This is a genomic window from Aeromicrobium chenweiae (genome assembly GCF_003065605.1).
GTDB classification, from domain to species: domain Bacteria; phylum Actinomycetota; class Actinomycetes; order Propionibacteriales; family Nocardioidaceae; genus Aeromicrobium; species Aeromicrobium chenweiae.
This window is the reverse complement of record NZ_CP026952.1, coordinates 2,302,283-2,327,571: the sequence shown is the minus strand read 5'-3', so window position 1 is coordinate 2,327,571 and position 25,289 is coordinate 2,302,283. Positions and strand designations below refer to the sequence as shown.

Annotated in this window: 24 protein-coding genes; 17 read left to right on the top strand and 7 right to left on the bottom strand. The window is 69.5% G+C overall.

Annotation, left to right across the window (positions count from 1 at the left end; all coding sequences use genetic code 11):
* Nucleotides 1-164 precede the first annotated feature (164 nt).
* The 9 genes from C3E78_RS11220 to C3E78_RS11180 all read left to right on the top strand — a co-directional run bounded on the left by C3E78_RS11220 (nucleotide 165) and on the right by C3E78_RS11180 (nucleotide 9,072).
* Entirely contained in the window at nucleotides 165-1,454 is a 1,290-nt protein-coding gene (locus C3E78_RS11220; protein WP_108578387.1) for an ABC transporter substrate-binding protein, read from the top strand.
* A gap of 82 nt (nucleotides 1,455-1,536) precedes the next feature.
* A complete protein-coding gene (locus C3E78_RS11215) occupies nucleotides 1,537-2,448 on the top strand; it encodes a carbohydrate ABC transporter permease (protein WP_108578386.1) in 912 nt (303 codons plus the stop codon).
* A 1-nt stretch (nucleotide 2,449) separates the two neighbouring features.
* Nucleotides 2,450-3,274, top strand: coding sequence for a carbohydrate ABC transporter permease (locus C3E78_RS11210; protein ID WP_108578384.1), 825 nt, complete (start codon nucleotides 2,450-2,452; stop codon nucleotides 3,272-3,274).
* Nucleotides 3,271-4,632, top strand: a complete 1,362-nt coding sequence (locus C3E78_RS11205; RefSeq protein ID WP_108578382.1) for a GH1 family beta-glucosidase — start codon at nucleotides 3,271-3,273, stop codon at nucleotides 4,630-4,632. Before C3E78_RS11210 ends, C3E78_RS11205 begins: the two co-directional genes overlap by 4 nt.
* Before the next feature lie 19 nt (nucleotides 4,633-4,651).
* Nucleotides 4,652-5,692: a LacI family DNA-binding transcriptional regulator gene (locus tag C3E78_RS11200; protein ID WP_199906804.1), complete on the top strand. Its 1,041-nt coding sequence runs from the start codon at nucleotides 4,652-4,654 to the stop codon at nucleotides 5,690-5,692.
* Nucleotides 5,689-6,684 carry a Gfo/Idh/MocA family protein gene (locus tag C3E78_RS11195; protein WP_108578380.1) on the top strand — a complete coding sequence of 332 codons (996 nt, stop codon included), beginning with the start codon at nucleotides 5,689-5,691 and terminating at the stop codon, nucleotides 6,682-6,684. The genes C3E78_RS11200 and C3E78_RS11195 overlap by 4 nt, the downstream gene beginning before the upstream one ends.
* Nucleotides 6,685-6,915: 231 nt before the next feature.
* The gene (recA, locus tag C3E78_RS11190) at nucleotides 6,916-7,923 is read left to right on the top strand and encodes a recombinase RecA (RefSeq protein ID WP_438938496.1); all 1,008 of its coding nucleotides are present in this window, start codon (nucleotides 6,916-6,918) and stop codon (nucleotides 7,921-7,923) included.
* A gap of 5 nt (nucleotides 7,924-7,928) precedes the next feature.
* Nucleotides 7,929-8,453: a regulatory protein RecX gene (locus tag C3E78_RS11185; RefSeq protein WP_235833603.1), complete on the top strand. Its 525-nt coding sequence runs from the start codon at nucleotides 7,929-7,931 to the stop codon at nucleotides 8,451-8,453.
* A 91-nt stretch (nucleotides 8,454-8,544) separates the two neighbouring features.
* A complete protein-coding gene (locus C3E78_RS11180) occupies nucleotides 8,545-9,072 on the top strand; it encodes a GNAT family N-acetyltransferase (protein ID WP_108578376.1) in 528 nt (175 codons plus the stop codon).
* Nucleotides 9,073-9,076: 4 nt separating this feature from the next.
* Here C3E78_RS11180 and C3E78_RS11175 read toward each other — a convergent pair whose 3' ends face one another.
* A complete protein-coding gene (locus C3E78_RS11175) occupies nucleotides 9,077-9,625 on the bottom strand; it encodes a PadR family transcriptional regulator (protein WP_108578374.1) in 549 nt (182 codons plus the stop codon).
* Nucleotides 9,626-9,672: 47 nt separating this feature from the next.
* Between C3E78_RS11175 and C3E78_RS11170 the strand changes: the two genes are divergently transcribed.
* The 3 genes from C3E78_RS11170 (at nucleotide 9,673) to C3E78_RS11160 (ending at nucleotide 11,884) form a co-directional block, all read left to right on the top strand.
* Nucleotides 9,673-10,755 carry a WD40/YVTN/BNR-like repeat-containing protein gene (locus C3E78_RS11170; RefSeq protein WP_108580858.1) on the top strand — a complete coding sequence of 361 codons (1,083 nt, stop codon included), beginning with the start codon at nucleotides 9,673-9,675 and terminating at the stop codon, nucleotides 10,753-10,755.
* A gap of 49 nt (nucleotides 10,756-10,804) precedes the next feature.
* Nucleotides 10,805-11,266 (top strand): hotdog fold domain-containing protein, encoded by a 462-nt coding sequence (locus tag C3E78_RS11165; protein ID WP_108578371.1) that lies wholly within the window; start codon nucleotides 10,805-10,807, stop codon nucleotides 11,264-11,266.
* Between the two features lie 168 nt (nucleotides 11,267-11,434).
* Entirely contained in the window at nucleotides 11,435-11,884 is a 450-nt protein-coding gene (locus C3E78_RS11160; protein WP_108578369.1) for a hypothetical protein, read from the top strand.
* A 3-nt stretch (nucleotides 11,885-11,887) separates the two neighbouring features.
* On the opposite strand, the gene C3E78_RS11155 is transcribed toward C3E78_RS11160, so the two are convergent.
* Nucleotides 11,888-12,796, bottom strand: a complete 909-nt coding sequence (locus tag C3E78_RS11155) for an SPFH domain-containing protein (RefSeq protein WP_108578367.1) — start codon at nucleotides 12,794-12,796, stop codon at nucleotides 11,888-11,890.
* Nucleotides 12,797-12,930: 134 nt separating this feature from the next.
* Between C3E78_RS11155 and C3E78_RS11150 the strand changes: the two genes are divergently transcribed.
* From C3E78_RS11150 to C3E78_RS11140, 3 genes are all read left to right on the top strand, one after another.
* Complete coding sequence (locus C3E78_RS11150; RefSeq protein WP_108578365.1) at nucleotides 12,931-13,479, top strand: hypothetical protein; 549 nt, start codon at nucleotides 12,931-12,933, stop codon at nucleotides 13,477-13,479.
* A gap of 483 nt (nucleotides 13,480-13,962) precedes the next feature.
* Nucleotides 13,963-16,311, top strand: a complete 2,349-nt coding sequence (locus C3E78_RS11145; RefSeq protein WP_159085879.1) for an Ig-like domain repeat protein — start codon at nucleotides 13,963-13,965, stop codon at nucleotides 16,309-16,311.
* Complete coding sequence (locus C3E78_RS11140) at nucleotides 16,308-16,949, top strand: DUF305 domain-containing protein (protein WP_135804792.1); 642 nt, start codon at nucleotides 16,308-16,310, stop codon at nucleotides 16,947-16,949. Before C3E78_RS11145 ends, C3E78_RS11140 begins: the two co-directional genes overlap by 4 nt.
* Nucleotides 16,950-17,034: 85 nt before the next feature.
* On the opposite strand, the gene C3E78_RS18330 is transcribed toward C3E78_RS11140, so the two are convergent.
* A complete protein-coding gene (locus C3E78_RS18330; RefSeq protein WP_135804791.1) occupies nucleotides 17,035-17,391 on the bottom strand; it encodes a hypothetical protein in 357 nt (118 codons plus the stop codon).
* Between the two features lie 108 nt (nucleotides 17,392-17,499).
* Nucleotides 17,500-17,769: an excalibur calcium-binding domain-containing protein gene (locus tag C3E78_RS11135; protein ID WP_108578359.1), complete on the bottom strand. Its 270-nt coding sequence runs from the start codon at nucleotides 17,767-17,769 to the stop codon at nucleotides 17,500-17,502.
* A 92-nt stretch (nucleotides 17,770-17,861) separates the two neighbouring features.
* Between C3E78_RS11135 and C3E78_RS11130 the strand changes: the two genes are divergently transcribed.
* Both C3E78_RS11130 and miaB read left to right on the top strand, forming a co-directional pair.
* Nucleotides 17,862-18,386 carry a hypothetical protein gene (locus tag C3E78_RS11130; protein WP_108578357.1) on the top strand — a complete coding sequence of 175 codons (525 nt, stop codon included), beginning with the start codon at nucleotides 17,862-17,864 and terminating at the stop codon, nucleotides 18,384-18,386.
* Between the two features lie 130 nt (nucleotides 18,387-18,516).
* Complete coding sequence (miaB, locus tag C3E78_RS11125; protein ID WP_108578355.1) at nucleotides 18,517-19,983, top strand: tRNA (N6-isopentenyl adenosine(37)-C2)-methylthiotransferase MiaB; 1,467 nt, start codon at nucleotides 18,517-18,519, stop codon at nucleotides 19,981-19,983.
* A gap of 4 nt (nucleotides 19,984-19,987) precedes the next feature.
* Here the strand turns inward: miaB and C3E78_RS18790 are convergent, their stop codons facing one another.
* The 3 genes from C3E78_RS18790 to C3E78_RS11110 form a co-directional block, all read right to left on the bottom strand.
* Nucleotides 19,988-20,170 (bottom strand): hypothetical protein, encoded by a 183-nt coding sequence (locus C3E78_RS18790; protein WP_369122432.1) that lies wholly within the window; start codon nucleotides 20,168-20,170, stop codon nucleotides 19,988-19,990.
* A 181-nt stretch (nucleotides 20,171-20,351) separates the two neighbouring features.
* On the bottom strand, nucleotides 20,352-22,388 hold the full coding sequence (locus tag C3E78_RS11115; protein ID WP_108578351.1) for a YhgE/Pip domain-containing protein: 2,037 nt from the start codon (nucleotides 22,386-22,388) through the stop codon (nucleotides 20,352-20,354).
* A complete protein-coding gene (locus C3E78_RS11110) occupies nucleotides 22,388-25,213 on the bottom strand; it encodes an MMPL family transporter (protein ID WP_243834196.1) in 2,826 nt (941 codons plus the stop codon). The genes C3E78_RS11115 and C3E78_RS11110 overlap by 1 nt, the downstream gene beginning before the upstream one ends.
* Nucleotides 25,214-25,289 lie beyond the last annotated feature (76 nt).

The following is a 25,289-nucleotide window of genomic DNA, read 5'->3' as shown; positions in this document are numbered from 1 at the left end:
ATGGTGGTCACACCGTACGGCCCCGATCGAGCCGTGTCGAGACCATTAGTGACTTCGAACAACAAATTTGGGAACGCTCCCAAAAAAGTGTTGACGAGCCGATGTGACCTGGCTCATACTCCGATGGAAGCGCTCCCACCGGGGGAGTCGGAGGAAGGTACGACGTGAATCGCACAAAGCGCATCGCCGCCGCTGCGGTCTCATCCCTCGTGGTGGGAGTGCTCGCAGCCGGCTGTGGAGGATCGAGTGATGACGGGTCCGGCGGATCGGTCACCTTGCGGGTCAACCTGTTCGGCCAGTTCGGATACAAGGACCTCTACAAGCAGTACGAGTCCGAGCACCCCGGGGTCAAGATCGTGGAGAGCGCGGAGGGCGACCTCGGCAAGTACAACACCAAGCTCAGCCAGCAGATCGCGGCCAACGCGGCCGCCGGAGACGTGGTCGCGATCGAGGAGGGCCAGACGGTCAACTTCCTGCAGAGCGCCGACAAGTTCGTCAACCTGCAGGAGCACGGCTTCGCCGAGATCAAGGACGACTACCTGCCGTTCGTCGCCAGCGCGGCGACCACGGCCGACGGCAAGACGACGATCGGCCTCGGGACGGACGTCGGCGGCCTGGCCATGTGCTACCGGCGCGACCTGTTCGAGAAGGCGGGCCTGCCGACCGACCGCGAGGAGGTCGCCAAGCTGTGGCCCACGTGGGAGGACTTCATCGCGACCGGCGAGAAGTTCCAGGCCGGCATCGGTGACGACAAGATCCACTTCGTCGACGCAGCCACCAACACGTACAACTCGATCCTCATGCAGGGCGGCGACGAGACCTACTTCGACCGCGACAACAAGCTGGTCGTCGAGTCCAACCCGGCCGTCATGAACGCCTGGGGCCTGGCCAACGACATGATCGAGGCCAAGCTCACGGCCAAGCTCGTGGCCTTCTCCGACGAGTGGAACGCCGGCTTCAAGAACGGCTCGTTCGCGACCGTGGCCTGCCCCGCGTGGATGACCGGCTACATCAAGGGCCAGGCCGGCGACGGCTTCGCCGGCAAGTGGGACATCGCGACCGTGCCCGGCGGCGGTGGCAGCTGGGGTGGCTCGTGGCTGTCGGTGCCGAAGTCGAGCAAGCACCAGAAGGAGGCGATCGAGCTGATCAAGTTCCTCTCGAGCAAGACCGGACAGCTCGGCGCGTTCAAGTCCGAGGGACGGCTGCCGTCGCTCCCGGCGCTCTACGACACGCCTGAGCTGAAGGACGCCAAGAACGACTACTTCAACAACGCCCCGACGGGCCAGCTGTTCGTGGCCGGTGCCAAGAACCTGCAGCCGGTCTACCTCGGCGCGAAGAACGTCCCCGTCCGCGACGCGTTCGAGAACGTCCTCCGCAGCGTCGAGAACGGTCAGCGGTCCGCGTCCGACGGATGGGGGGAAGCCGTGAAGGCCGCCCAGAAGGCCGCCAAGTAATCCATCCGTCCCATCACAGTGCCCCGGTGCCTGCACTCGTCCTCCAGCGGGTGCAGGCACCGGACCGACCAGGAGTGATCAGGTGAGGATCCGCGATCGGTTCATCAAGACCGAGGCCCGCGTCGCCCCGTACGCCTTCGTTTCCCCGTTCTTCATCGTCTTTGCGATCTTCGGGCTGTTCCCGCTGCTCTACACGCTGTGGGTCTCCCTGCACGACTGGAGCCTGCTCGCCGGCGACCAGGGCTACGTGGGGTTCGCCAACTACCGGGAGCTGATGCAGGACCCGGACTTCTGGCGGGCACTGACCAACACGATCGGCATCTTCGTGCTGGCCACGGTCCCGCAGCTGATCCTGGCCACGGTGCTCGCGCAGGTGCTCAACGGCAAGCTCCGCGGCCGGACGTTCTGGCGCATGGGAGTGCTGCTGCCGAACGTCACCTCGGTCGCCGCGGTCGGCATCATCTTCGGCCTCATCTTCGCCCGCGACTACGGCATCGTGAACTGGGCCCTCGGGCACGTCGGCGTCGAGCCGATCGACTGGCAGGGACACCGCTGGTCGTCCTGGCTGGCCATCTCGGTCATGGTCGACTGGCGCTGGACCGGCTACAACGCCCTCATCCTGCTCGCGTCGCTGCAGGCGGTGCCGAAGGAGCTCTACGAGGCGGCCCGCATCGACGGCGCGTCCGCCTGGCGACAGTTCTGGTCGATCACGGTGCCGATGCTGCGCCCCACGATCATCTTCGTCTCGATCGTCGCGACGATCGGCGGCGTCCAGCTGTTCACCGAACCGCTGCTGTTCGGCTCGGGTGTCAACGCGATCGCGGGCGGCTCGACCGGCCAGTTCCAGACCGTCGCGATGTACCTCGTGCAGCAGGCCTTCACCGGCCAGCGGTTCGGGTACGCCTCCACGGTCGCGTGGGTCCTGTTCCTCCTCATCGCGATCTTCGCGGTGATCAACGTGGCGCTGCTGCGCCGGATCAAGTCGGTGGACTGACATGAGGACGACCAAGAGCCCCCTGCTGTACGTCGGCCTCGTGGCGGTCGTGCTGCTGTCGATCGGACCGCTGTACTTCATGCTCGTGATGGCGTCGCGGACCACCGACGAGATCGTCTCGCTGCCGCCGCCGCTGAGCCTCGGCGGCAACCTGTTCGGCAACCTCGACCGGGTCTTCGAGAACCCCGACGTGCTGTTCGGCCAGGCGCTGGTCAACAGCCTGCTGGTCGCGACGGTCGCGACGGTGTGCGTCGTGGTCAGCTCGTCGCTGGCCGGCTTCGCGTTCGCCAAGCTGAAGTTCAAGGGCCGCAACGCGCTGCTGCTGTTCGTGATCGGCACGATGATGGTGCCGGTCCAGCTGGGACTGATCCCGCTCTACATGCTGATGACCAAGCTGGGGCTCAGCGGCGGACTGCCGTCGGTGACGCTGCCGTTCGTCGTGGCCGGGTTCGGCGTGTTCATGATGCGTCAGTTCGCCGAGCAGGCGATCCCCGACGAGATGATCGAGGCCGCGCGGGTCGACGGCGCCTCGACGTTCCGCATCTTCTTCAGCATCGTCTTCCCGGCCCTGCGACCCGCCGCAGCCGTCCTGGGGCTCCTGACGTTCATGGAGCGCTGGAACGACTTCCTGTGGCCCTACCTGACGCTCGACGCCGACCATCCCACGGTGCAGGTCGCGCTGTCCCGGTTGTCGAGCGGCTACTACTCCGACCAGTCACTCATCATGGCCGGCACGTTCATCGGCACCCTGCCGCTCGTGGTGGTCTTCATCGTTTTCGGTCGCCAGATCATCGGCGGCATCATGGAAGGTGGGCTCAAGGCATGACACTCGACATCTCGGGACTTCCCGCGGACTTCTGCTGGGGCGCGGCGACCTCGTCGTACCAGATCGAGGGCGCGGTGGATGAGGACGGACGGACGCCGTCGATCTGGGACACCTTCGCCGCGACCCCGGGTCGGGTCGCGGGCGGCGACGACGGTGCGGTCGCGATCGACCACTACCACCGCTGGCGCGAGGACCTGGACCTGATGACCGGGCTCGGGCTCAACGCCTACCGGTTCTCCGTCGCGTGGCCGCGGGTCCAGCCCGACGGCTCCGGCACCGGCAACGCCCCGGGCATCGCCTTCTACGACCGGCTGGTGGACGGGCTGCTCGAGCGCGGGATCGTCCCGTGGGTCACGCTCTACCACTGGGACCTGCCGGAAGCCCTGGAGCAGGCCGGGGGATGGCCGCTGCGCGAGACGGCCGACCGGTTCGCGGACTACACCGCGATCGTCGCCGAGGCGCTCGGTGACCGGGTCAAGCACTGGATCACGCTCAACGAGCCCTGGTGCGCCGCGTTCCTCGGCTACGCCAGCGGCATCCACGCCCCGGGCCGCACGGACCCGGCCGAGGCTGTCGCCGCGTCCCACCACCTCCTCCTGGGCCATGGCCTCGCGGTGCAGCGTCTGCGCGAGATCGTGCCGGACGCGCAGGTCGGCGTCACGGTCAACCTCTACCCGGTGACCCCCGTGGACGACTCGGGACGGCACGACGACGCTGTCCGCCGCATCGACGGGCTGATGAACCGCTGGTTCCTCGACCCGCTGCTCAAGGGCAGCTACCCCAAGGACGTCCTCGCGGACCTCGCGCCGGTCACCGACGCGGAGTTCATCCTCGAGGGCGACACCGGGACCATCGCGCAGCCGCTGGACTTCCTCGGCGTCAACTACTACACCCGACACGTCGTCGGCGCGGGGCTGTGGCCGGGCAGCGCCGCGGTGCGCTTCCAGCTCGAGAACGGCCTGCCGCGGACCGCGACCGGGTGGGACGTGGACCCGGCAGGTCTCGTGGACATCCTGAGCCAGGTGCAGCGGGACTACCCGGCGATCCCGGTCTACCTGACCGAGAACGGGGCGGCGTTCGACGACGAGCTCGTCGACGGCGTCGTGCGCGACGCGGACCGCATCGCGTACATCGAGAGCCACCTCGCGTCGCTGGTCGCGGTGCGCGAGCAAGGAGTGGACGTCCGGGGGTACTTCGCGTGGTCGCTCATGGACAACTTCGAGTGGGCCGAGGGGTACGACAAGCGGTTCGGCATCGTGCACGTGGACTACGAGACGCAGGTGCGGACGCCGAAGGACAGTGCTCGCTGGTACGCCGATCTCATCCGGCAGCACGGCGCCGGGATACTGGGCTCGTGAACCCGATGGAGATGGCGGCATGAGCGTGGAGGAGGCGCGCGGGCAGCAGCCGACCCTCGAGATGGTGGCGGCGCTCGCGGGCGTCGGGCGCGGCACCGCGTCGCGGGTCATCAACGGCTCGCCGCAGGTCAGCGAGCGCACCCGCGAGGTGGTCATGCAGGCCGTCCAGGAGCTCGGCTACGTCCCCAACCAGGCCGCGCGGACCCTCGTGACCCGGCGCACCGACACCGTCGCGCTGGTCATCGCGGAGTCCGAGGAACGCATCTTCGGCGAGCCGTTCTTCGCCGGTGTGGTGCGCGGGATCTCGTCGGCGCTCAACGAGGCGTCCCGGCAGCTCGTGCTCTCCCTCGTGCACGACACCGACCAGGCCGCGCGGCTCGGCGGCTACCTGACGCGGCAGCACGTCGACGGCGTCCTGCTGCTGTCCCTGCACGACGACGAGGCGTTCCCGGTCGACCTCGACGCCCGCGGTCTGCCGGTCGTCGTCGGTGGCCGGGCCGCGCAGTGGGGCGGCTCGTTCGTGGACGTCGACAACGTCGACGGCGCCCGGGAGGCCGTCGCGCACCTGGCCGACACCGGGCGACGCACGATCGCGACGATCTCCGGCCCGCGGGCGATGGCCTCGGGGCGTGACCGCCTCGACGGCTACACGGCCGCGATCCGGGCGGCCGGCCTGGCGTACGACGAGCAGCTCGTGGTCGAGGGCGACTTCAGCGAGCAGAGCGGCTGGGCCGGCATGGAGGAGCTGCTGGCCCGCCGCCCCGACATCGACGGCGTGTTCGCGGCTAGCGACCTGATGGCGATGGGGGCGATGAGGTCGCTGCGCTCGCACGGTCGACGCGTGCCGCAGGACGTCGGCGTCATCGGCTTCGACGGCACCACCGCGGCCGAGACGTCCGACCCGCCGCTGTCCACGGTGCGCCAGCCGCTGATCGAGCTCGGCCGGGGCATGGCCGAGATGCTGCTGCGGCACGTGGACGCCGGCGACCCGGCACCCGAGCGGCTCGTCCTTCCGGTGGAGCTGATCGTCCGCGCCAGCACGTCCCGGGCGCCGGAGTGACGCTGCGCATCGGGGTCCTCGGTGCCGCCCGCATCGCCGGGACCGCCCTGATCGAGCCGGCCGCGCAGACCGGGCACCGCGTCGTGGCGGTGGGGTCGCGCGACCTGGACCGCGCCCGGGCGTTCGCGAGCCGGCACGGCGTCCAGCGGGCGTACGGGTCGTACGACGAGGTGCTCGCCGACCCCGAGGTCGACGTGGTCTACAACGCGTTGGTCAACAGCCAGCACGCGCCGTGGAACCTGCGGGCCGTCCGCGCCGGCAAGCACGTGCTGAGCGAGAAGCCGTTCGCCGCGAACGGCACGCTGGCGCGGGTCGTGGCCGACGCGGCCCGCGCCTCCGACCGGGTCGTGATGGAGGCCTTCCACTACGCGATGCACCCGATGATGCGCCGGATCCGTGACATCGCGTTGAGCGGCGAGATCGGCGACGTGCGGCACGTCGAGGTCACGATGATGATCCCGGCACCCGCGGACGACGACCCACGCTGGTCGCTCGAGCTCGCCGGGGGAGCGCTGATGGACCTCGGTTGCTACGGGCTGCACGCGTTCGGCCAGGTGGCCGGTTGGCTCGGCGGGCGACCGGTGATGCGCTCGGCGAGGGCGGGCGAACGTGCGGGCCGGCCCGGCGTCGACGAGTGGGCACAGGCCGAGCTGGACCTGCCGGGTGGCGCGACCGCGTCGCTGCTGACCCACATGGCCGCGCCGGAGACGCTCCTGCGGCTCGTCCTGATCGGCTCCCGCGGACAGGTCGAGGCGCCGTCGTTCGTGCTGCCGCAGCTCGACGACCGCCTGCGGGTCATGACCGGCACCGTCGAGCGCCGGGAGTGGGTCAGGGGACCGTCGTCGTACGCGTGCCAGCTCACGGCGTTCGACGCCGCGGTGCGGGGGAGGGCGGCAGCACCGCTCGGCCTCGACGACGCGGTGGCCACGATGGACCTGGTGGACGCGACCTACCGGGCAGCCGGGATGGAGCCCCGGCCGGGCATCCTCTGACGGCTCGGCGTGTCGCTCGCTCTCGAACACGTGTTCGTATACGCTGGGTGCACAGGTTGGACGTGAGAAGGACGGCATCCACAGGCGGGTCGACGAGGCCCATATATGTCTGAGGGTCCTTCTAGCGTCGTCGATGACCGGCCACCCACGAGCAGAAACGGATCCACCATGGCACAGCCCAACAGCTCCCTCGCGACGAGCAAGGACAAAGGCAAGTCCCTCGAGAACGCGATGGCTCAGATCGATCGTGCCCACGGCAAGGGTGCCGTCATGCGACTGGGCGACCAGGCCCGCGCGCCGATCGAGGTCATCCCCACCGGCGCCACCACCTTGGACATCGCGCTGGGCATCGGCGGTCTGCCGCGCGGTCGCGTGGTGGAGATCTACGGTCCGGAGTCCTCGGGAAAGACGACCGTGGCGCTGCACGCGGTGGCCAACGCGCAGCGCGCGGGCGGCGTCGCGGCGTTCATCGACGCCGAGCACGCGCTCGACCCTGACTACGCCCGCAAGCTCGGGGTCGACACCGACGCCCTGCTGATCTCGCAGCCCGACAGCGGCGAGCAGGCGCTCGAGATCGCCGACATGCTGATCCGCTCCGGCGCGCTCGACATCATCGTGATCGACTCCGTGGCGGCCCTGGTGCCCCGCGCCGAGATCGACGGCGAGATGGGCGACAGCCACGTCGGCCTCCAGGCCCGCCTCATGAGCCAGGCGCTGCGCAAGATGACCGGTGCCATCAACGGCTCGGGCACGACCGCGATCTTCATCAACCAGCTGCGCGAGAAGATCGGCGTCATGTTCGGCTCGCCCGAGACCACCACGGGCGGCAAGGCGCTGAAGTTCTACGCCTCGGTCCGCCTCGACGTGCGTCGCATCGAGACGCTCAAGGACGGCACCGACATGGTCGGCAACCGCACCCGCGTCAAGGTCGTCAAGAACAAGCTCGCCCCGCCGTTCAAGCAGGCCGAGTTCGACATCATGTACGGCCAGGGCATCAGCCGTGAGGGCAGCCTGATCGACGTGGGCGTCGACATCGGCCTGGTCCGCAAGGCCGGCGCCTGGTACACCTACGACGGCGATCAGCTCGGCCAGGGCAAGGAGAAGTCCCGCCAGTTCCTCAAGGACAACCCTGACCTCGCCGAGGAGCTCGAGAAGCGGATCATGGAGGCCAAGGGCATCGGCCCGCAGGCCGACAAGCCGGCCGCGGCGGAGCCGGACCTGCCCGCCACCGAGTTCTGATCGCCATGTCGTCGGACGAGGACGACACGGGGGACTACGACGTCGCCGAGCAGATGTCCCGGGCCCGGCAGATCGTCTACGACCGGCTCGCCGTCACGGCGCGCAGCCGGGCCGACCTCGAGCAGGCGCTTGCCAAGAAGCAGGTGCCGGCCGAGGTGGCCCGGGCGATCCTCGACAAGTTCGAGGACGCCGGGCTGGTCGACGACGCGGAGTTCGCCCGGTCCTGGGTGCAGTCGCGCCAGCGCAGCAAGGGCCTGTCCTCGCGGGTGCTCGCGATGGAGCTGCGGCGCAAGGGTGTCGACGAGGAGATCGCCCGCGAGGCGCTGGGCGAGCTCGACCCCGAGGCCGAGGTCGAGGCGGCGCACCGTCTCGTCCAGGCCAAGCTCCGCACGATGAGCTCTCTCGACGAGACGACCAAGGTCCGCCGGCTGACCGGGCTGCTCGCACGCAAGGGCTACTCGCCGCAGGTCGCGTTCGACGTCGTGCGCCAGGAGCTGGGCGCCGAGCCCGCCCCTCTCGACAGCCTGTGACCCCCGGGACGTCATCCCGAGCGTGGCGCACGAAGCGCACGTGGGATGACGTCCGGACGCCGACGGCCTCCGGACACTATGGTGCTGAGGCATGGGTGCCCTCGGTTTCCGCCGGCTCGTCGACGCCGACCTCGACGACCTCGTGCGGTGGATGGCCGCAGATCACGCCAAGCCGTGGTTCGACGACGAGCCCCGTTCGGTCGAGGGTGCCCGCCGCCTGTACGCCGCTGAGCTGGCCGGCACGAGCGCGACCCGCAAGTGGGTGGTGGAGCTGGCGGGCCTGGCGATCGGCTACGTCCAGGACTACCCGGTCGTGGCCTACGACGACTACGCCGTGCGGGTCAACGACCCGGACGCGATCGCCTTCGACTACCTGATCGGCGACCCGATGTTCGTCGGCAAGGGCGTCGGCACGCGGATGATCCGGGCGTTCTGCGCCGAGGTGCTGTGTCGTGACTACCCGTACGCCCCGCGGTTCGTCGCCAGCCCGGACGTCCGCAACGGCCGGTCGATCCGGGTGCTGGAGAAGTGCGGGTTCGTCCAGGGGCTCTGGATCCACCCGGAGTCGGTCAGCCACCCCGAGGTCGTCTGCACAGCCCGGCGCGAGCTGTTCGAGTGAGCGGTCAGAGCTTCGTGCGGAGCTTGTCGACGATCTCGCGCTCGGAGTCGTAGTAGGCCAGTCCCCACTCGGCCACGTGGGCCGGGAACGCCAGCGCCTCGTTGTCGCCGAGCATCTCGCGCACCGTCTCGAGCTCGCGGCGTCGCTCGGCCAGCGCCACCTCGTACGCGTCCAGCATCGAGGCCACCTCGCCGGGTCCCATGAGGCTGCCCATCAGCAGGCGCAGGGCGATCGGGTGCTTGAGGACGGGGAAGTCCTGCTCGGACGTGTGCAGCCAGGTGGTGAGCGCGGAGCGGCCGCTGTCGGTGATGACGAACCGCCGCGTGGTGCGCCGCCCCGACGTGTCGTCGACCGCCTCGACGTATCCCTCACGTCGCAAGCGGTCGAGCTCGGTGTAGATCTGGCTCATCGCGGGCGAGACCCAGTAGAAGCGCAGCGTGCGATCGGCGCGCTGCTTGAGCTCGTAGCCGGTCAGGCCGTCCTCGGAGGTGGCGCGGTCGAACACCAGCAGACCGAGAAGGGCGTACGAGGTCGTTGACAAGGAAGCGGGCACGCTCCTAGCGTACTATTCCTGTTAGGAACATGACGGAGGTGATGTTCATGTCCGAGGCGATCTTGCTGGCCGGCACCCGCAAGGGGCTCTTCACCGGTCGGTCCGACGCCGCCCGGGAGGCGTGGGCGTGGGACGAGCCGGCCTTCCCGATGGAGGAGGTCTACGCAATCGCGATCGACCCGCGTGAGGACGACCCCCTCGTGCTCGTCGGTTCGACGCACGTCGTCTTCGGACCTGCGGTCTACCGGTCGGTCGACGGCGGGCGGACGTTCGACCTCGGCGACCCGGCACCCGTCCGGTTCCCCGAAGGTCTCGGCGCGAGCGTCGAACGGGTCTGGCAGCTCTGCCCGTCGCCGAGCGAGCCGGACGTCGTCTGGGCCGGCACACAGCCCTCGGCGCTGTTCCGCTCGGCGGACCGCGGTCGCACGTTCGAGCTGGTGCGCAGCCTGTGGGACCACCCGCACCGCCCCGAGTGGGAGGCCGGCTACGGCGGGCAGGCGATCCACACGATCGTCCCGCACCCGACCGATCCGGACGTCGTGACGGTGGCGATGTCCACCGGTGGTGTCTACCGCTCAGAGGACGGCGGCGCGACCTGGACCCCGCACAACCGCGGGATCCGCACCGACTTCCTGCCCGGCGAGGAGCCCGAGTTCGGCCAGTGCGTGCACAAGGTCGCGGTCGACGCCGGTGATCCCGACCGGATGTACGCCCAGAACCACGGCGGCGTCTTCCGCAGCGACGACGCCGGGCGCTCGTGGACCTCGATCGCCGACGGCCTCCCGGCCGACTTCGGCTTCCCGATCGTCGCGCACCCGCACCGGCCGGGCACGATCTACGTCTTCCCGCTGACCGCGGACATCAAGCGGTTCCCGCCCGATGGCAAGCCCGCGGTGTGGCGATCCGACGACGCGGGGGAGACCTGGCACGAGACCGGTCCGGGGCTCCCGCCGGAGGCGTGGACCGTGGTGCTGCGCGACGCGTTCGCCACCGACACGGCCGACCCGGCAGGCCTCTACGTGGGCACCCGGCACGGCGCACTCTGGGTCAGCAACGACGAGGGCGGCGCGTGGGCCGAGGTGCGCACCGGCCTGCCCGACGTCTGCACCGTGCGCGCCGCGGCGCTCTGACCTCCTGCTCCTGCTGACACATTCGGTTACCAGCCGGTAACATGACGGCATGTCATCGACTCTCGACCTGTACCGCCGGGTCACCGCCCTGCCGCAGGGCAAGCGGCTCTTCTCGGTCCTCTACGGGCAGAAGGCGCCGTACTTCGCCTCGATCCACATGAGCGTGGAGAAGATGCGGCCGCACCTGGGTCAGGTCGTCATCCCGAAGCGGCGGTCGGTCAAGAACCACATCGGGACCGTGCACGCGATCGCTGCCTGCAACGGCCTCGAGGCCGCGATGGGCCTGCTGGCCGAGGCGACGTGCCCGCCGGACATGCGCTGGCTGCCCAAGGGGATGGACGTGCGGTACCTCGCGAAGTCGACGACGTCGCTGACCTGCGTCGCCGAGACGACCGAGGCCGACTGGGCCGCGGCGCCCGACGTCCCGGTGCGGGTCAAGGCCGTCACGACCGACGGCACCGTCACCGTCGAGGGCGCCATCCACCTTTGGGTCGTCCCCAAGAGGCCCTGACCCCCCGATCCGCGACTGGCGCAAGATGAAGGAAGTGGGACGGCGTGTCGTCCATTTCTGCGCCACTCGCGGGACGGTGTGCGCCACTCGCGGGACGGTGTGCGCCACTCGAGGGACGGGAAGGGGCGGGGGAGAGACAGGTCGGGGCTTCGTGGGACATCCTTGAGCATGAGCTCCTTCACGGTACGCACGGCGCTGGTGGTGCTGGTCCTGGCCGTGTCCGCGTGCTCCGGGTCGGACGACGACCGGTCGGACGCGCCGACGGCGACGGCGACGGCGACGACCAGCGTGACCGCCGCGGCACCCACGCCGTCCCGCAGCTCCAAGCCTCCGAGCGTCGCGCCCGTCGACATCCCGCCGTGCGACTCGCTGGCCGTCCCGGTGCCCAAGGGTCAGAAGGGCGCGGGCACCCCGCTTGACGCGATCCGCAGCTGGGGGGCGACGTCCCCGGAGAATGCGCCGCCGGTGCCGAACGACGGCTGGGAACGGCTTCCCGCCGACAACAAGAGTCTTGCGACGATGACCAACCCGACGGCCCCGGTCTGGATGGTCGAGGTCAGCCGTGCGCGCTCAGGTGGCTGGGCGGTCACCCGCGCCTCGTGGGGCCTGTGCCACTGACCGCTACTTCTGCGGGATGACGACCGAGCTCGCGGCGCCACCCGGCCAGCAGCTGAAGCCGATCGGGATGGCCTGGCCCTCCTTCACCATCTCGCTGAAGGTGTCGAGGCACTGGCTGACCAGGACGTTCGGGTTGTTGCTGACCGACGACTTGAGTTTCTCGTTGGCCCGGGCCTGCGCCGTCGCGGTCTTCTCACGCTGCTGCGCGATGCGGGTGTTCGCGACCTCGGCCTGGTACAGGTTGATCTTGCCCTGGGTCGGCTTGTCGAAGTGGATCAACGGGATGATGACGTTCTTGACGTCGATCTGGTCGCCGACCTGCGCCCGGAGCCTGTCCGCCACCTGACGGGAGAACTCGTTGAGGTTGGGCCCGGCGGGGTTCTCGGTGTCGTCCTGGATCTGGCTCAGCGGGTTGTAGTCCGACAGCACCTCGTTGAGCGCGGCGGTCAGCTCCCGGGTCACCAACGAGCGTCGGATGTTGTCCATGTCGCGGTAGTCCTGGTAGAGCGTCTCGCCGGCCTCGAGCTTGATCCGCCAGCGGATCGAGTTGTCGACGCAGGCGGTGGACTCGTTGCCGATGCGGATCTCCGTGCACCCGTCGCTGTTGCGCTCCAGGTACGAGTCGGTCTGGATCGCGCCGTCGAGGGTCTTGACCTTCTCCCACGGCAGCTTCGCGTGGATGCCGTTGTCGAGGTTGCCGACCGGCTTGCCGAAGCTGGTGACGATGCCGATGTCACGCGTCGGCACGACCGTGAACGTCGAGAGCACCAGGCAGATGGCGGTCAGGGCGAACGCGCCGAACGCGGCCAGCCTCAGCGCGCGCTTCACCGTCGGCTGGACTGCGCCGCTCGCGACGAGGAGGCCGAGGGCGACGACGAGGAACAACAGGGTGAGGACGAACGTGCCGGACATGGGTCTCCTGTGGTCGGTGGCGGCACGAGACTACGAGACAGGGAGTCCGACCGCACGCGCGGAACGCTCCCCCTCGTGTTTGGCCCTGTGCCGCAGGGGGTATCTCGCCAGCCCGTCCCAAACTCAGGAGAACCATGACTCGCAACACCATCTCGCGCTCACTGCACGACGTCGGTCTCTCGGCCTGGTTCGGCGGAACCCTCGCCAACGCGGTGGCCCTCAACTCCGCTGCCGCCACGGCGAAGGACGACAGCGACACCGGAGCGGTCGCCAACGTCGGCTGGGACCGCTGGACGCCGGTCAACGCCGTCGCGATCGGTGCGCACCTGGTCGGCAGCCTCGGTCAGATCAGGGGCAACAAGATGCGCATCAAGGACCAGCAGGGTGTCGGTCAGATGATGCTGGTCAAGACCGGCCTGACCGCGGCGGCGCTCGGCGTCACCGCGTACAGCCGCGTGCTGGGGCGCAAGGTCGCCGAGCAGCAGCGGGTGCCCGCGGACTCCGGCACCCGGCCGGCCCCGTCGACCCCGCCCGAGGTGGCTGCCGCGCAGAAGCAGCTGAGGCTGCTGCAGTGGGCCGTTCCTGCCCTCACGGGTGCGCTCGTGGTCGTCAGCTCGTTCGCAGGGGAGCAGGAACGGCCGACCGAGGTCAAGAAGGGCCTCGCGAAGCGCATCGTGGGCTGAGGTGCTCTTCTTCAGCAATCGTCTGGGATGCATGGGATCGCTCGCGGTGACCGTCATCGGCACTGCGGTGATCGTGGCGTTGTTCTGGCGCTGACAGCGGCGTCCGAACAGCCGGGTGGACCTGGTGCGCGCGGCGGGAGGTGGCCGTCTCGACGCGCCAGGTCCACTTCAGCATGCCCCGAAGCCGAACGTCACCAAATTGTAACCATGCGTTCGAGGGGGTCCGGACCCCTGCGGGGTGCCGGTTCGCCGTGGCGCTACGGGGGTCTCGAGGCATCAGCCGGCCGTTCACACCACTGGTTGCAGTTAGCAATCAAAGTGGGACAACAAAAGATCTGGTGCGGCAGGACTGGCGTCTGCCAAGGTGAGTCAACCTGTCCACTATCTGAAGAAGAGGACCCTGTGAACCATAGACGTCTCCTCCGCAGCTCGCTCGTGGTAGTAGCCACGACGACGCTCAGTCTGGGGTTGTTGTCGCCGGCCATGGCCGACCCCAACATCCCCGAGCCCAACGAGCTCTCCAAGCGCCTCGGTGAGGGTAGCAACGCCACCAAGGTCGCACCGGAAGAAGAAACCCCGGGCAACCTCGCTCCCGGCACCAAGGTTCCGTACGTCCCGCTGGACGTGAACTACGAGCGGCTCACCGAGGTGGACGAGGAGGAGTCGACTCCGAACCTGCAGAAGGTGGCCTCCCTGCCCGCCGCCAGCACCCCCGGCATGGCGACGCGGAGCAACCTCGCCTTCAAGGGTGACTACGTCTACCAGGGCAGCTACAACGGCCTGGCCGTGTACGACATCAGCAACCCGGAGGACCCCAAGGTCGTCCGTGAGGTCGTGTGCCCCGGCTACCAGGGTGACCTCTCCATCGCCGGCGACCTCCTCTTCTTCTCCGTCGATCAGCCGCGCAACGGCGAGGCGTGCGGCGCGCCGGCCGTCGCCTCCTCGAGCCGGGACGCTTGGGAGGGCATTCGCATCTTCGACATCAGCGACCCGACCAACCCCGAGTACGTGAAGGCCGTCAAGACTCGCTGCGGATCGCACACGCACACGCTGGTCAACAGCAGTGACGACGAGAACCGGGTGTACCTGTACAACGGCTCGTACGACACGTCGAACACGGCTGCGTACTGCACCAACCCGCACCAGCAGATCGAGATCATCGAGGTCGACGTCACTGACCCGAGCACGGCGCGCGTCGCCAAGGAGGTCAAGCTCTGGGACGCCGAGAACCCGGCGATGACCGCTGCTGATCGTCCGAACGGTGGCGCTGCCACCTCGGCGACGACCGGCTGCCACGACCTGACGGCGTACCCGGCGAAGGGCCTCATGGCCGCCGCGTGCATGGGCGACGGACTGATCATCGACATCAGCCAGCCGCTCGCACCGAAGGTCAAGGAGCGCGTGCGTGACGAGAACTACGCGTTCTGGCACACCGCTCAGTTCAACAACGACGCCTCGACGGTCGTCTTCCAGGACGAGCTGGGCGGTGGAAGCTCGGCGACCTGCGTCCCCGGCACCCCGCAGTACCGCGGCGCCAACGCGATCTTCGATCTCGCCGGCACCGACCTGACGCTGAAGAGCTACTACAAGATCCCGCGTCGTCAGGGCACGACCGAGAACTGCGTCGGGCACGAGGGCAACATCGTCCAGGTCGACGACAAGGACGTCATGGTCCAGGCCTGGTACCAGGGCGGCGCCTCGCTGATCGACTTCAGCAACACGTCCAAGGCCAAGGAGATCGGCTACTTCGATCGCGGTCCGATCAGCAACACCTCGCTCGTCACCGGTGGCTACTGGGCGGTCTACTCCCACAACGGCTACGTCTACGGCAGCGAGATCGCTCGTGGCCTCGACGTGTTCAAGCTCGTGGGCGACGAGTTCGCCGACGCGAACCGTCACCGCCAGGACGTCCGCAACCCCGCCACCCAGGAAGTCATCACCTGGCCGTGGAAGAAGGCCCCGCAGGTCAGCGGCGACCTCGAGACGCTTCCGGCGACGCCGGCCAGCACCACCGCGGGACAGCCCGCGGTGATCACGGTCAACGCCCCGGCCGGCACGTTCGGCAAGGGTGAGTACGTCGAGATCTGGTCGACCGGCGACGACGCGAAGGCGATCGTCAACGGTCAGGCTGACGCGGACGGCAGCATCCAGCTGTCGTTCGAGCAGGCCGAGGGCCTCGCGCCGGGCGTCGACTCCTACGTCGTCCGTGGCGACACCAAGCTGGACGAGAAGCTCTACAGCGTCTCGGTCGACGTCGTGGGGATCGCCACCACGACGAGTCTGACCGCCAGCGCTGCGAAGCAGACGTACGGCACGTCGTCGGTCACGCTCACCGCGAAGGTTGCGGCCGAGGGTGACGTCGCAGGCACCGTCACGTTCAAGGACGGCGCATCGACGCTCGCCAAGGGTGTCGCCCTCAAGGGCAACACCGCGACGGTCAAGCTGCCTGCAGGCCTCAAGGCCGGTGCGCACAGCCTGACGGCGCAGTTCGTCCCGAGCGGCACCGCCGTGCTCGGCTCGACGTCGGCGGCCACGAAGGTGACCGTCGCGAAGGTCGCCTCGAAGGTCAGCCGCCGGTTCACGACCCAGATCAAGGCTTCGAAGAAGCCGACGGTCACGGTCACGGTCACGGCAAAGAACGTCACGCCCACCGGCAAGGTGACGGTCAAGATCGGTTCGCGGTCGTACACGCGCTCCTTGGCCAACGGCAAGGTCAAGGTGACCTTCCCGAAGTTCAAGAAGGGCAAGTACACGGTCCGGGTCTCCTACCCCGGCACCGCGAACATCGCGTCGAGCAAGAGCGCGAACGCCACCCTCACGGTGGTCAAGTGACATCTGCTCGACCCCGGGTGCTGGGCGCGATCATCGCTTCTGCGGTGATCGCGCTCGGCGCCTGTTCCGGCGGGGACGACGACGCGAAGGACTCAGGCGTCTCGGTCCGGGCCGGCGCCCCGGGGGAACCCAACAAGAAGATCGACAAGTCGGACGTCCCGAGCGATGAGAAGAGCTTCAACGACGCCGACAAGGAATTCGTCGAGATGATGGTGCCGCACCACCAGCAGGCGGTCGAGATGGCTGCGCTCGCGAAGAAGTACGCCAAGGACGAGCGAGTCGGCGAGTTCGCTGCGCGGATCGGCGACGCCCAGCGGGGCGAGATCGATGCCATGCAGGCCTGGCTCGAGGCACGCGACCTCCCGAAGGCTCCGCTGAAGGCGACCGGTCACCATGCGATGCACATGCAGGGCATGCTGACGGACGCCGACTTCGCGAAGCTGGGCACACTGCGCGGCAAGGCCTTCGACCGGTTCTACGTCAAGAAGATGATCGGTCACCACGAAGGCGCGCTGGCGATGGCGGACACCGCGCTGAACGAGGGCACCGACGCGGTCAACCGCACGTTCGCGGCCGACGTGGCCACGACGCAGACCGTCGAGATCAGCCGTCTGAAGGACATCCTCAAGCGACTGTGAGGGCGAGCAGCCGCGCCCGCCTCCCATCGGGGGTGGGCGCGGCTGTCTGTCTGCGACGCGGCGAGACCTCGGGGGTCGCCGTTGCCTACGGAAGGATCGTGGGATGCGTCCGGGCACAGGCCGTGCAGCTGATCCGCCAGGGCTCGCTCGTCCGAGGCGGGGGACCCGCACGAGGCGTGTCCTGGGGAGTGAGCTCGTCCTGCCAGGGCGAGCCCGGCCGGAACTGGGGGATGGGCAGGGCCTCAGGTGTGCCGACCTCCGGCATCGGCACGGCAAGACTGCGTGGCGCGGGAGCGGGCGTTTCCTGTGCGGGCACGGGCTTCGGCGCGACGACCGCGTGGGCCCGGGCGGCGCCCGGCGCGAACAGGACCGACTGCGCGATGGCCGTGGGTGCCAGCAGGACGAGAGCTGCTGCGCGTGCCTTGCGAGACGTGCTGATCACGGGATCGGGCCTCCTGCGACGGGTGAGCCGAGTATCCGTCGCGGGAAAGGGCCGGTCAACCGATCGGCGGCGTCTCGCGGCCGGAAGCCTGCTCGTGGCGCTGACCCGTCACCTCTTCTCGCAGGCGATGCCGTCCTTGTCCCGGTCGGACTTCTTGTTCTTCTTGTAGATCGCTGAGCTGCGCTTGAAGTTCGTGACCGGCTTGCCGGAGGTCTTGTCCTTCGCGCCAGGCTTTCCCACCCCGTGCTTGTAGGCCTTGTTGAGCGCCTTGCAGTTCTTGTACTCCTTGTTCGCCGCTTCGGCGGGCGACGTGACCGCGAGGACGCCTCCGGTGGTGAGCGCGACGGTGCAGACGACGGTGGTGAGCTGGCGAAGCATGATTCTCCCGATGGTTCGAGGCTGAGCCCTCCATGCTCGCCGAGCCGGGCGTCAATGTCCGACGAACACGAGAATGGCAGCGATACTGGGGCATGACGTCGCGCGCCGGTCCCATCGTCGGGCGGGTCCTGGTGGCCGCCGGAGTCCTGGCCCTGACGGCCGGGTGCGGTCCCGTCCCGGTCGGCACCTTGGCGGTCTCGCAGCGGGACGGTCACCTGTTGATCGCGGTGCTTCGCTGCGACGACACCGCGCTCCGAGGTGCCGAGATCAGGCACGGCGGTCCGCTGCGGACCGACGTGCCACGCAAGCGGATCGACGACGCACGGTGGACCACCGATCTGCACGACGAGGACGTCATCATCCTCGACGCCGCCGATCCCGGCGCTGAGTGGGAGACCGTGCGTGCTCTCGGAGATCTCGATCCGCAGGTGTCGTACACGGCGTCCGCGGGCGGGGACGCCGACCACCCGATGGGCGTGGTCGCCTTCACGACCGGTGAGCTCGACGCCCTCGGCGAGGGGGAGTGGCTGACCGAGGATGCCCAGCCGCTGGCTGGGGGCGGACGCCCCACCACCGCTGACCTGGACGCCCTGCGCTCGGAGTTCTGCGACCATTGACCTCCGCCGGTGACCATCCTCGAGCCGGCGCGGATCCGCCCGGCGGCATGGATCGACATCGCTCGGCCCGCCACCACCGCTGACGATGGAGGCCCGCCCGCCGGACTGCGGCACGTACCATGGACCAGTCATGACGAAGACCTACGAAGTGCGCACCTACGGCTGCCAGATGAACGTCCACGACAGCGAACGCCTCGGCGGGCTGCTGGAGACCGACGGCTACGTCCGCGCCGAGGAGGGCTCGACGCCCGACCTGGTCGTGTTCAACACGTGCGCCGTGCGGGAGAACGCCGACAACAAGCTCTACGGCAACCTCGGCCACATCGCGTCGGTCAAGGAGAAGAACCCCGGCATGCAGATCGCCGTCGGCGGTTGCCTGGCGCAGAAGGACCGCGACACGATCACCAAGAAGGCGCCCTTCGTCGACGTCGTCTTCGGCACCCACAACATCGGCTCGCTGCCGGTGCTGCTCGAGCGCGCCCGCATCGCCGAGGAGTCCCAGGTCGAGATCCTCGAGTCGCTCGAGGTGTTCCCCTCGACGCTGCCGACCAAGCGCGACTCGGTGTTCGCTGCCTGGGTCTCGATCAGCGTGGGCTGCAACAACACCTGCACGTTCTGCATCGTCCCCGCCCTGCGCGGCAAGGAGAAGGACCGTCGCCCCGGCGACATCCTCGCCGAGGTGCAGGCCCTGGTGGACGACGGCGTCGTCGAGGTGACCCTGCTGGGCCAGAACGTCAACGCGTACGGCGTGGAGTTCGGCGACCGCCAGGCGTTCGCCAAGCTGCTGCGCGCGTGCGGCGAGATCGAGGGGCTCGAGCGCGTCCGGTTCACCAGCCCCCATCCCAAGGACTTCACCGACGACGTGATCGCCGCGATGGCCGAGACCCCCAACGTCATGCCGCAGCTGCACATGCCGTTGCAGTCCGGCTCGGACCGGGTCCTGAAGGCGATGCGCCGGTCGTACCGCCAGGAGAAGTTCCTCGGCATCATCGACCGGGTCCGCGCGGCGATGCCGGATGCCGCGATCACGACCGACATCATCGTCGGCTTCCCCGGCGAGACCGAGGAGGACTTCCTCGAGACGATCGAGGTGGTCCGTAAGGCACGGTTCACCAGCGCCTTCACGTTCCAGTACTCCCAGCGCCCCGGCACCCCGGCGGCCACCTTGCCGGACCAGCTGCCCAAGGCCGTCGTGCAGGAACGCTACGAGCGCCTGATCAAGGTCGTCGACGAGGTCGCGTGGGACGAGGCGAAGAAGCAGGAGGGCCGGATCGTCGAGCTGCTCGTCGCCGACCACGAGGGCAAGAAGGACGGCGCGACGCACCGGCTCACCGGCCGAGCCCGCGACAACCGGCTCGTCCACTTCGTCCCGGGGGAGCACGAGGTGCGCCCGGGCGACATGGTGCGGGTCCTCATCACGTACGCCGCCCCGCACCACCTGGTCAGCGACGAGCCACCCATCTCGTTCCGCCGCACGAAGGCCGGCGATGCGTGGGAGTCCCGCCAGGGCCGCACCGAGGTCCGCTCCGTCGGGCTCGGCATGCCGTCCCTGGGCGTCCCGGCGCCCCTGCCGCCGGCGCCCGTCTGCGCGGTCTGACCCGTCAGTCGCTGAGCGCTCGCCGCCCGATCAGCTCGAGGGTCGCCTCGGGCGGGAGCGGGTGGAACGGGCCGCCGCGGACGTCGCGGTACGCGCGCTCGAGCGGCGACGAGCGGAAGAACGCTCCACCGCCGGCCACCTCGAGGGCGGTGTCGACGATCGTGCGCCGCTCAGCGTCCTCTACCAGGTGTGGGAGGGCCTGCTCGACCTGGGCACCGCGGCGCGGGACGGTCTCGTCCGCCTCTCGGGCCGCCGCGACGTCCTGCTGGTGCTGCCCGAGGCGCTGCGGTTCTCGCCCGTGGCGCCCTTCGTCCGCAGTGCCCAGGCGCTCCCACGCTGAGCGTCACGACGGCACGGGCGACGACCCGCTAGACCACCAGCGTGGGGTGCAGGCGTGCGATGGTCACCGTCTGCTTCCTGCGGGCCGCCACGACGGTGACCGACAGTGCCAGCACGGTGAACAGGCCGAGGACGATGAAGTCCCGGAGCACCCCGTCGCTGCCTCCCGCCAGTGCCGCGCGCAGGCCGTGCACGGCGTACGTCATGGGCAGCAGGTCGTGCATCAGGTTGAAGAACGGCGGTGACGTCTCGATCGGGTACGTGCCGCCGGCCGAGGTCAGCTGCAGGCTCACGAAGACCAGGGCGGCGAACCGTCCTGCGCCTCCGAAGAGGGCGACGAACATCTGGTTGATCGCGGTGAACACCGCTGCGGTGGCGAGCGCGATGCCGATGAGGAGCCACTGGCTGGCCGGCCTGATCCCGAGGAAGCCCTGCAGCACCGCCAGCAGCAGCGCGACCTGCACGACCGCCACCCCCAGACCGGGCACGTATCCCGCGAGCGCCGTGCGGACGCTGCCGGCGGTCGACGCGATCGCCCGGCCCGAGAACGGCCGCAGCAGCAGGTAGATCGCCATCGCGCCGACCCACAGGGCCAGGGAGATGAAGTACGGCGCGAGCGCTGCGCCGTAGTTCTTGACCTGGTTGACCCGCTGGGCGGCGTCCTCGACCGGGGTCGCGGCGGTCTTCGCGAGCGTCTCGCGCTCGGACTTGTCGTAGTCGGGGACGTCGTCGCTGCCGTCCTGCAGGCCCTTGCCGAGCTTGGTCGCGCCCGCGGCGAGCTCGTCCGCCCCGTCCGAGAGCTGGGCCGTGCCGTCGGCCAGCTGCCCGGCGCCCGTGCTGAGCTGATCCGCACCGCTGCTGAGCTGACCGGTCGCGTCCGCGAGACGGTCCGCGCCGCTGGAGGCCTGGTCGATCGCGTCGACGAGCTGCGGCACGGCGTCCGCGAGCTCGGCGTTGCCGTCCGCGACCTGCCGGGAGCCCTCGGCGAGCTGCTGTGTGCCGGCACTGAGGTCGCGTGCCTGTCCGCGGACCCCGCTGACGAACTGCTTGAGGTCGCCGGAGCGGGTCGCGGCCTGGCGCAGCTGGCTGCAGTCGACGCCCGGGAGCTGCGCCGCCTCGCACTGGTCGGCGAGCGTGCCGAGGTTCTTCGCGAGCTCGTCGATGTCGGAGCCGGCGTCGGTGGTCGCCCCGAGCAGCGCAGTGGTCACGCCCTGCACCGTGTCGTTGAGCTCGGCGTTGCCGTCGGCGACCTGCCGCGCGCCGTCGGCGAGCCGCTGGGTCTGGTCCGGGAGGGCGGAGGTGCGCGAGTCGAGCTGCCCCAGGCCGTCCGCGAGCGTCCGGGCGCCGTCGTCGAGCTGTCCTGCGCCGTCGGCGAGCTCGCCGGCCCCGTCGGCCAGCTGGTTCGCACCGGCGTCGAGGTCGTCCGCGCCACCGGCCAGCTTGTCGGCGCCGTCCGCGAGCTTGTCGGCCCCGTCGGCGGCGTCCTCCAGCGCGCTCTTGACGTCGCCGAAGCTGAGATAGATGTTGTCGAGATAGGTCTCGGTGACCTGCGCGTTGAGGGCGCCCTTCGCTGCGCGCAGGATCGTCTGCGCGATCGTGCCGTTGATGTAGTTGACCGCGTCGTTGGTCTGCAGGTCGAGCTGCCCCTGGACGGCCTTCGCCGGGTCGCCGCTCGTCGAGGTCGCGGCCTTGGAGAGGTTCTCCGGGATGGTCAGGACGGCCTTGTAGGTGCCGTTCGCGAGGCCTCGGCGGGCGTCCTGCGCATCGGTCAGCACCCAGTCGTAGTTGTCGTCGCCGTCGTTGCTGACCAGGTTGCCGGCCAGCTGCCGCCCGATCGCGACGGGCTGCTTCTTGCCGTCGCGCCCGTCGATCTCGATGAGCTTGTCCTCGTTCACCACCGCGGCCTTCACGTGGTTCAGGTGCCCGGTCGGGTCGATGTTCGCCCACACGTACATCGCGCCGTAGAACAGCGGCACCAGCATCACCGCGAGCACGGCGGCCCGCGTCAGCCGGCTGCGCCGGAACCGGGCGAGCTCGAACCAGGGGAGCGTGGGAGAGGGGATCATCAGAGCATCAACTCGTGGAGGGTGCGGGAGGTGTCCAGCTCCAGGTGGTGGAGCCGGTTGGAGGGGGGAGGAGCGGCGGACGGCGACTGGACGCTCGCGACGAGCGTGACGTCGCGGTCCTCGAGGAGCCAGGCGAGCGCGGACCACAGCAGGTCGATGTGCTCGGCGGAGCGGAGATCGTCCGCGTCGTCGACGACCACGATGCGCGAGCGGTCGGTGAGGGCCAGCACGACGCCGAGCAGCTTGCGCTCGAGACGGGACAGGGACGAGACGAGCGCACCGCCCTTGACCTGCTCGTACGGGAGGCCGGCGTCTGCGTGCGCGCGCGTGAGCGCCTGGTTGAGCTCGTCACGGACCGGGGCGATCCGGCGGCGGCTGACCCACAGGCCGAACGACCTGATGGAGAGCCGCTCGGCGATGTGCTGGTCGACCGTCAGGTTCTCCTCGAGGTCGTTGAAGCCGGTCAGCTCCGCGAGCGAGACGCTGCGGCGCACGGCGGAGGACTCCTGGGGGAGCAGGTGCCCGTCGACGCGCAGGCGCCCGCTGTCGAACGCCATGCGTCCGGCGAACGTGAGCAGCAGCGCGGTCTTGCCCGAGCCGTTGGGGCCGTGCACGACGAGCCAGTCACCGGGCTCGACCTCGACCGACACGTCGTTGAAGATCAGCCCTTCCGGCCCGGACGTCGTCAGGGCGGCGGCGGTGATCGCGGCGGTCGAGTCGCGGCGCGGCCAGGCCTGCAGCTCGACCTGCTGGTGCAGGCCCTCGCCCTCGACGTCGATGTGGGGGAGGCGCCGGTCGAGCCAGCCGGGCAGCGTCCAGGCGCGCCGCCCGAACAGCTCGAGCACGGCGGGAGCGAACAGCATCCGGATGAGGAATGCGTCGACGAAGACGCCGATCGCCAGGGCAAAGGCGATGGGCTTGATGTTCGGGTCGCCCTCGGGCACGAATGCCGCGAACACCGCGAGCATGATCACCGCCGCCGCCGTCACGACCCGGGAGCTGCCGACGAAGCCGTCCGCGATCGCGCGGTGCGGGTCGCCGGAGCGGACGTACTCCTCCTTCATGCGGGCCATGAGGAAGACCTCGTAGTCCATCGAGAGCCCGAACAGCACCGCCATGAGGATGATCGGCAGGAAGCTGATCAGCGGGCCGGTCTGGTCCAGGTGCACCAGCTGGCTCAGCCAGCCCCACTGGAAGACCGCGACCACCGCGCCGAACGAGGCGCCGGTCGACAGCAGGAACCCGAGGGTCGCCTTGAGGGGGACGACGATCGAGCGGAACACGATCATCAGCAGCAGGACCGACAGGCCGACCACCACGATGCCGAACGGGAGCAGGGCCTCCTGCAGGCGGTCCGAGACGTCGATGCCGCCCGCGGTCAGGCCGGTCACCGAGACGGGCACGCCGTACTTGTCCTTCCAGCCCGCCTCACGGTCGCGGATCTCGCGGACCAGCTCGGTGGTGCGCTCGTCGGTCGCCCCGGTCGACGGGATCACCTGGACGATCCCGGTGTCGGCCGTGCGGTTCGGGGTCGCCAGACCGATGCCCTGGACGCCGTCGAGCTTCCGCAGGTCGTCCGCGATGCCGTCGACGACGCCGACCGGGTCGGTCGTGGCGATGATGTCGATGCTCACGAGCAGCGGTCCGTTGGAGCCGGGGCCGAAGTGCTCGTCCACCAGGTCGTACGCGACGCGCTGCGTGCTGCCGGCGGGGGCGGTGCCGTTGTCGGGCAGGGCGAGGCGCAGGTCCTTGGACGGGATCGTGAGGATCGCGAGGCCGACCACCACGATGACGATCGCGATGAGGGGGAAGCGGGTGGTGACCTCGACCCAGCGGCGCGAGAAGCCTCCCGGCGCGTGCTCGCCGTCGGGGGTGAGCCGGTCGCCGGCCCGGCCCAGCAGGGCGGGCAGCACGGTGAGCGCCACCGCGACGGCGATGACGACCGACAGCGCCGCGACGACGCCCATGATGGTCAGGAACGGGATGCGGGCGATCGACAGGCCAAGCAGGGCGATGACGACCGTGACCCCGGCGAAGACGACCGCCGAGCCGGCGGTCGCGACCGAGCGCGCGGCCGCCTCCTCCGGGTCGAGCCCGTCGGCCAGCTGCTCGCGGTGTCGCGACACGATGAAGAGCGCGTAGTCGATGCCGACCGCGAGGCCGATCATCAGCGCGAGCAGCGGAGCGGTCGACGAGATCGTGAAGAACCCGGTCGCGGTCATCGTGATGGCCATCGTGACCAGGACGCCGAGCAGCGCGGTCACGATCGGCATGACGGCCGCGCGCAGCGACCGGAACATCAGGAACAGGACGACGAACGCCACGACCACACCGATGACCTCGACGATGGACAGCTGCGGGCCGGTGTTGGTGAACACGTCCCCACCGAACGCGGTCGTGTAGCCGGCCTTCTTCAGCGCGTCCCCCGTGTCGACGAGCTGCTCGCGGTCGTCCGGCGTGACCTGCGTCAGGTCGCGGTCGAACTGCACCTGGACCTGTGCGGCGGCCCGGTCCTTCGAGACGCCGATCTTGTTGGTCTTCGCGTACGGCGAGACGACCTCGGAGACGCCGTCGACCTTCTTCATGCCGGCGATCGCGTCCCCGACGAGCCGGCGCGTGCGGACGTCGTCCACGGTCCGGCCGTCCGGCGCCACGACCACGAGGTACGCCGAGGCGCCGCTGAGCTCGGGGAAGGTGCGCCCGAGCGCGTTGATGGCCTCCTGCGACTCGGTGCCGGGGATGTCGAACTCGTTCTTGGTGCCGCCGCCGAGCCCCAGCGCGGCGACGCCGGCCACGAGCAGGATCACCAGCCAGGCGCCGAGCACACGGCGTGGGTGACAAAAGGCCCAGCGGCCGAGCGCGTACAGGGAAGTCGACACCCCATGACGATACGGATGTGTA

What these genes read in the sequence shown, in the direction of transcription:
- C3E78_RS11210 (WP_108578384.1), top strand. Translation starts at nt 2,450, where the DNA reads ATGAGGACGACCAAGAGCCCCCTGCTGTACGTCGGCCTCGTGGCGGTC.
- C3E78_RS11205 (WP_108578382.1), top strand. Translation starts at nt 3,271, where the DNA reads ATGACACTCGACATCTCGGGACTTCCCGCGGACTTCTGCTGGGGCGCG.
- C3E78_RS11200 (WP_199906804.1), top strand. Translation starts at nt 4,652, where the DNA reads ATGAGCGTGGAGGAGGCGCGCGGGCAGCAGCCGACCCTCGAGATGGTG.
- recA (WP_438938496.1), top strand. Translation starts at nt 6,916, where the DNA reads ATGGCTCAGATCGATCGTGCCCACGGCAAGGGTGCCGTCATGCGACTG.
- C3E78_RS11185 (WP_235833603.1), top strand. Translation starts at nt 7,929, where the DNA reads ATGTCGTCGGACGAGGACGACACGGGGGACTACGACGTCGCCGAGCAG.
- C3E78_RS11180 (WP_108578376.1), top strand. Translation starts at nt 8,545, where the DNA reads ATGGGTGCCCTCGGTTTCCGCCGGCTCGTCGACGCCGACCTCGACGAC.
- C3E78_RS11170 (WP_108580858.1), top strand. Translation starts at nt 9,673, where the DNA reads ATGTCCGAGGCGATCTTGCTGGCCGGCACCCGCAAGGGGCTCTTCACC.
- C3E78_RS11165 (WP_108578371.1), top strand. Translation starts at nt 10,805, where the DNA reads ATGTCATCGACTCTCGACCTGTACCGCCGGGTCACCGCCCTGCCGCAG.
- C3E78_RS11160 (WP_108578369.1), top strand. Translation starts at nt 11,435, where the DNA reads ATGAGCTCCTTCACGGTACGCACGGCGCTGGTGGTGCTGGTCCTGGCC.
- C3E78_RS11155 (WP_108578367.1), bottom strand. Translation starts at nt 12,796, where the DNA reads ATGTCCGGCACGTTCGTCCTCACCCTGTTGTTCCTCGTCGTCGCCCTC.
- C3E78_RS11150 (WP_108578365.1), top strand. Translation starts at nt 12,931, where the DNA reads ATGACTCGCAACACCATCTCGCGCTCACTGCACGACGTCGGTCTCTCG.
- C3E78_RS11145 (WP_159085879.1), top strand. Translation starts at nt 13,963, where the DNA reads ATGGCCGACCCCAACATCCCCGAGCCCAACGAGCTCTCCAAGCGCCTC.
- C3E78_RS11135 (WP_108578359.1), bottom strand. Translation starts at nt 17,769, where the DNA reads ATGCTTCGCCAGCTCACCACCGTCGTCTGCACCGTCGCGCTCACCACC.
- C3E78_RS11130 (WP_108578357.1), top strand. Translation starts at nt 17,862, where the DNA reads ATGACGTCGCGCGCCGGTCCCATCGTCGGGCGGGTCCTGGTGGCCGCC.
- miaB (WP_108578355.1), top strand. Translation starts at nt 18,517, where the DNA reads ATGACGAAGACCTACGAAGTGCGCACCTACGGCTGCCAGATGAACGTC.
- C3E78_RS11115 (WP_108578351.1), bottom strand. Translation starts at nt 22,388, where the DNA reads ATGATCCCCTCTCCCACGCTCCCCTGGTTCGAGCTCGCCCGGTTCCGG.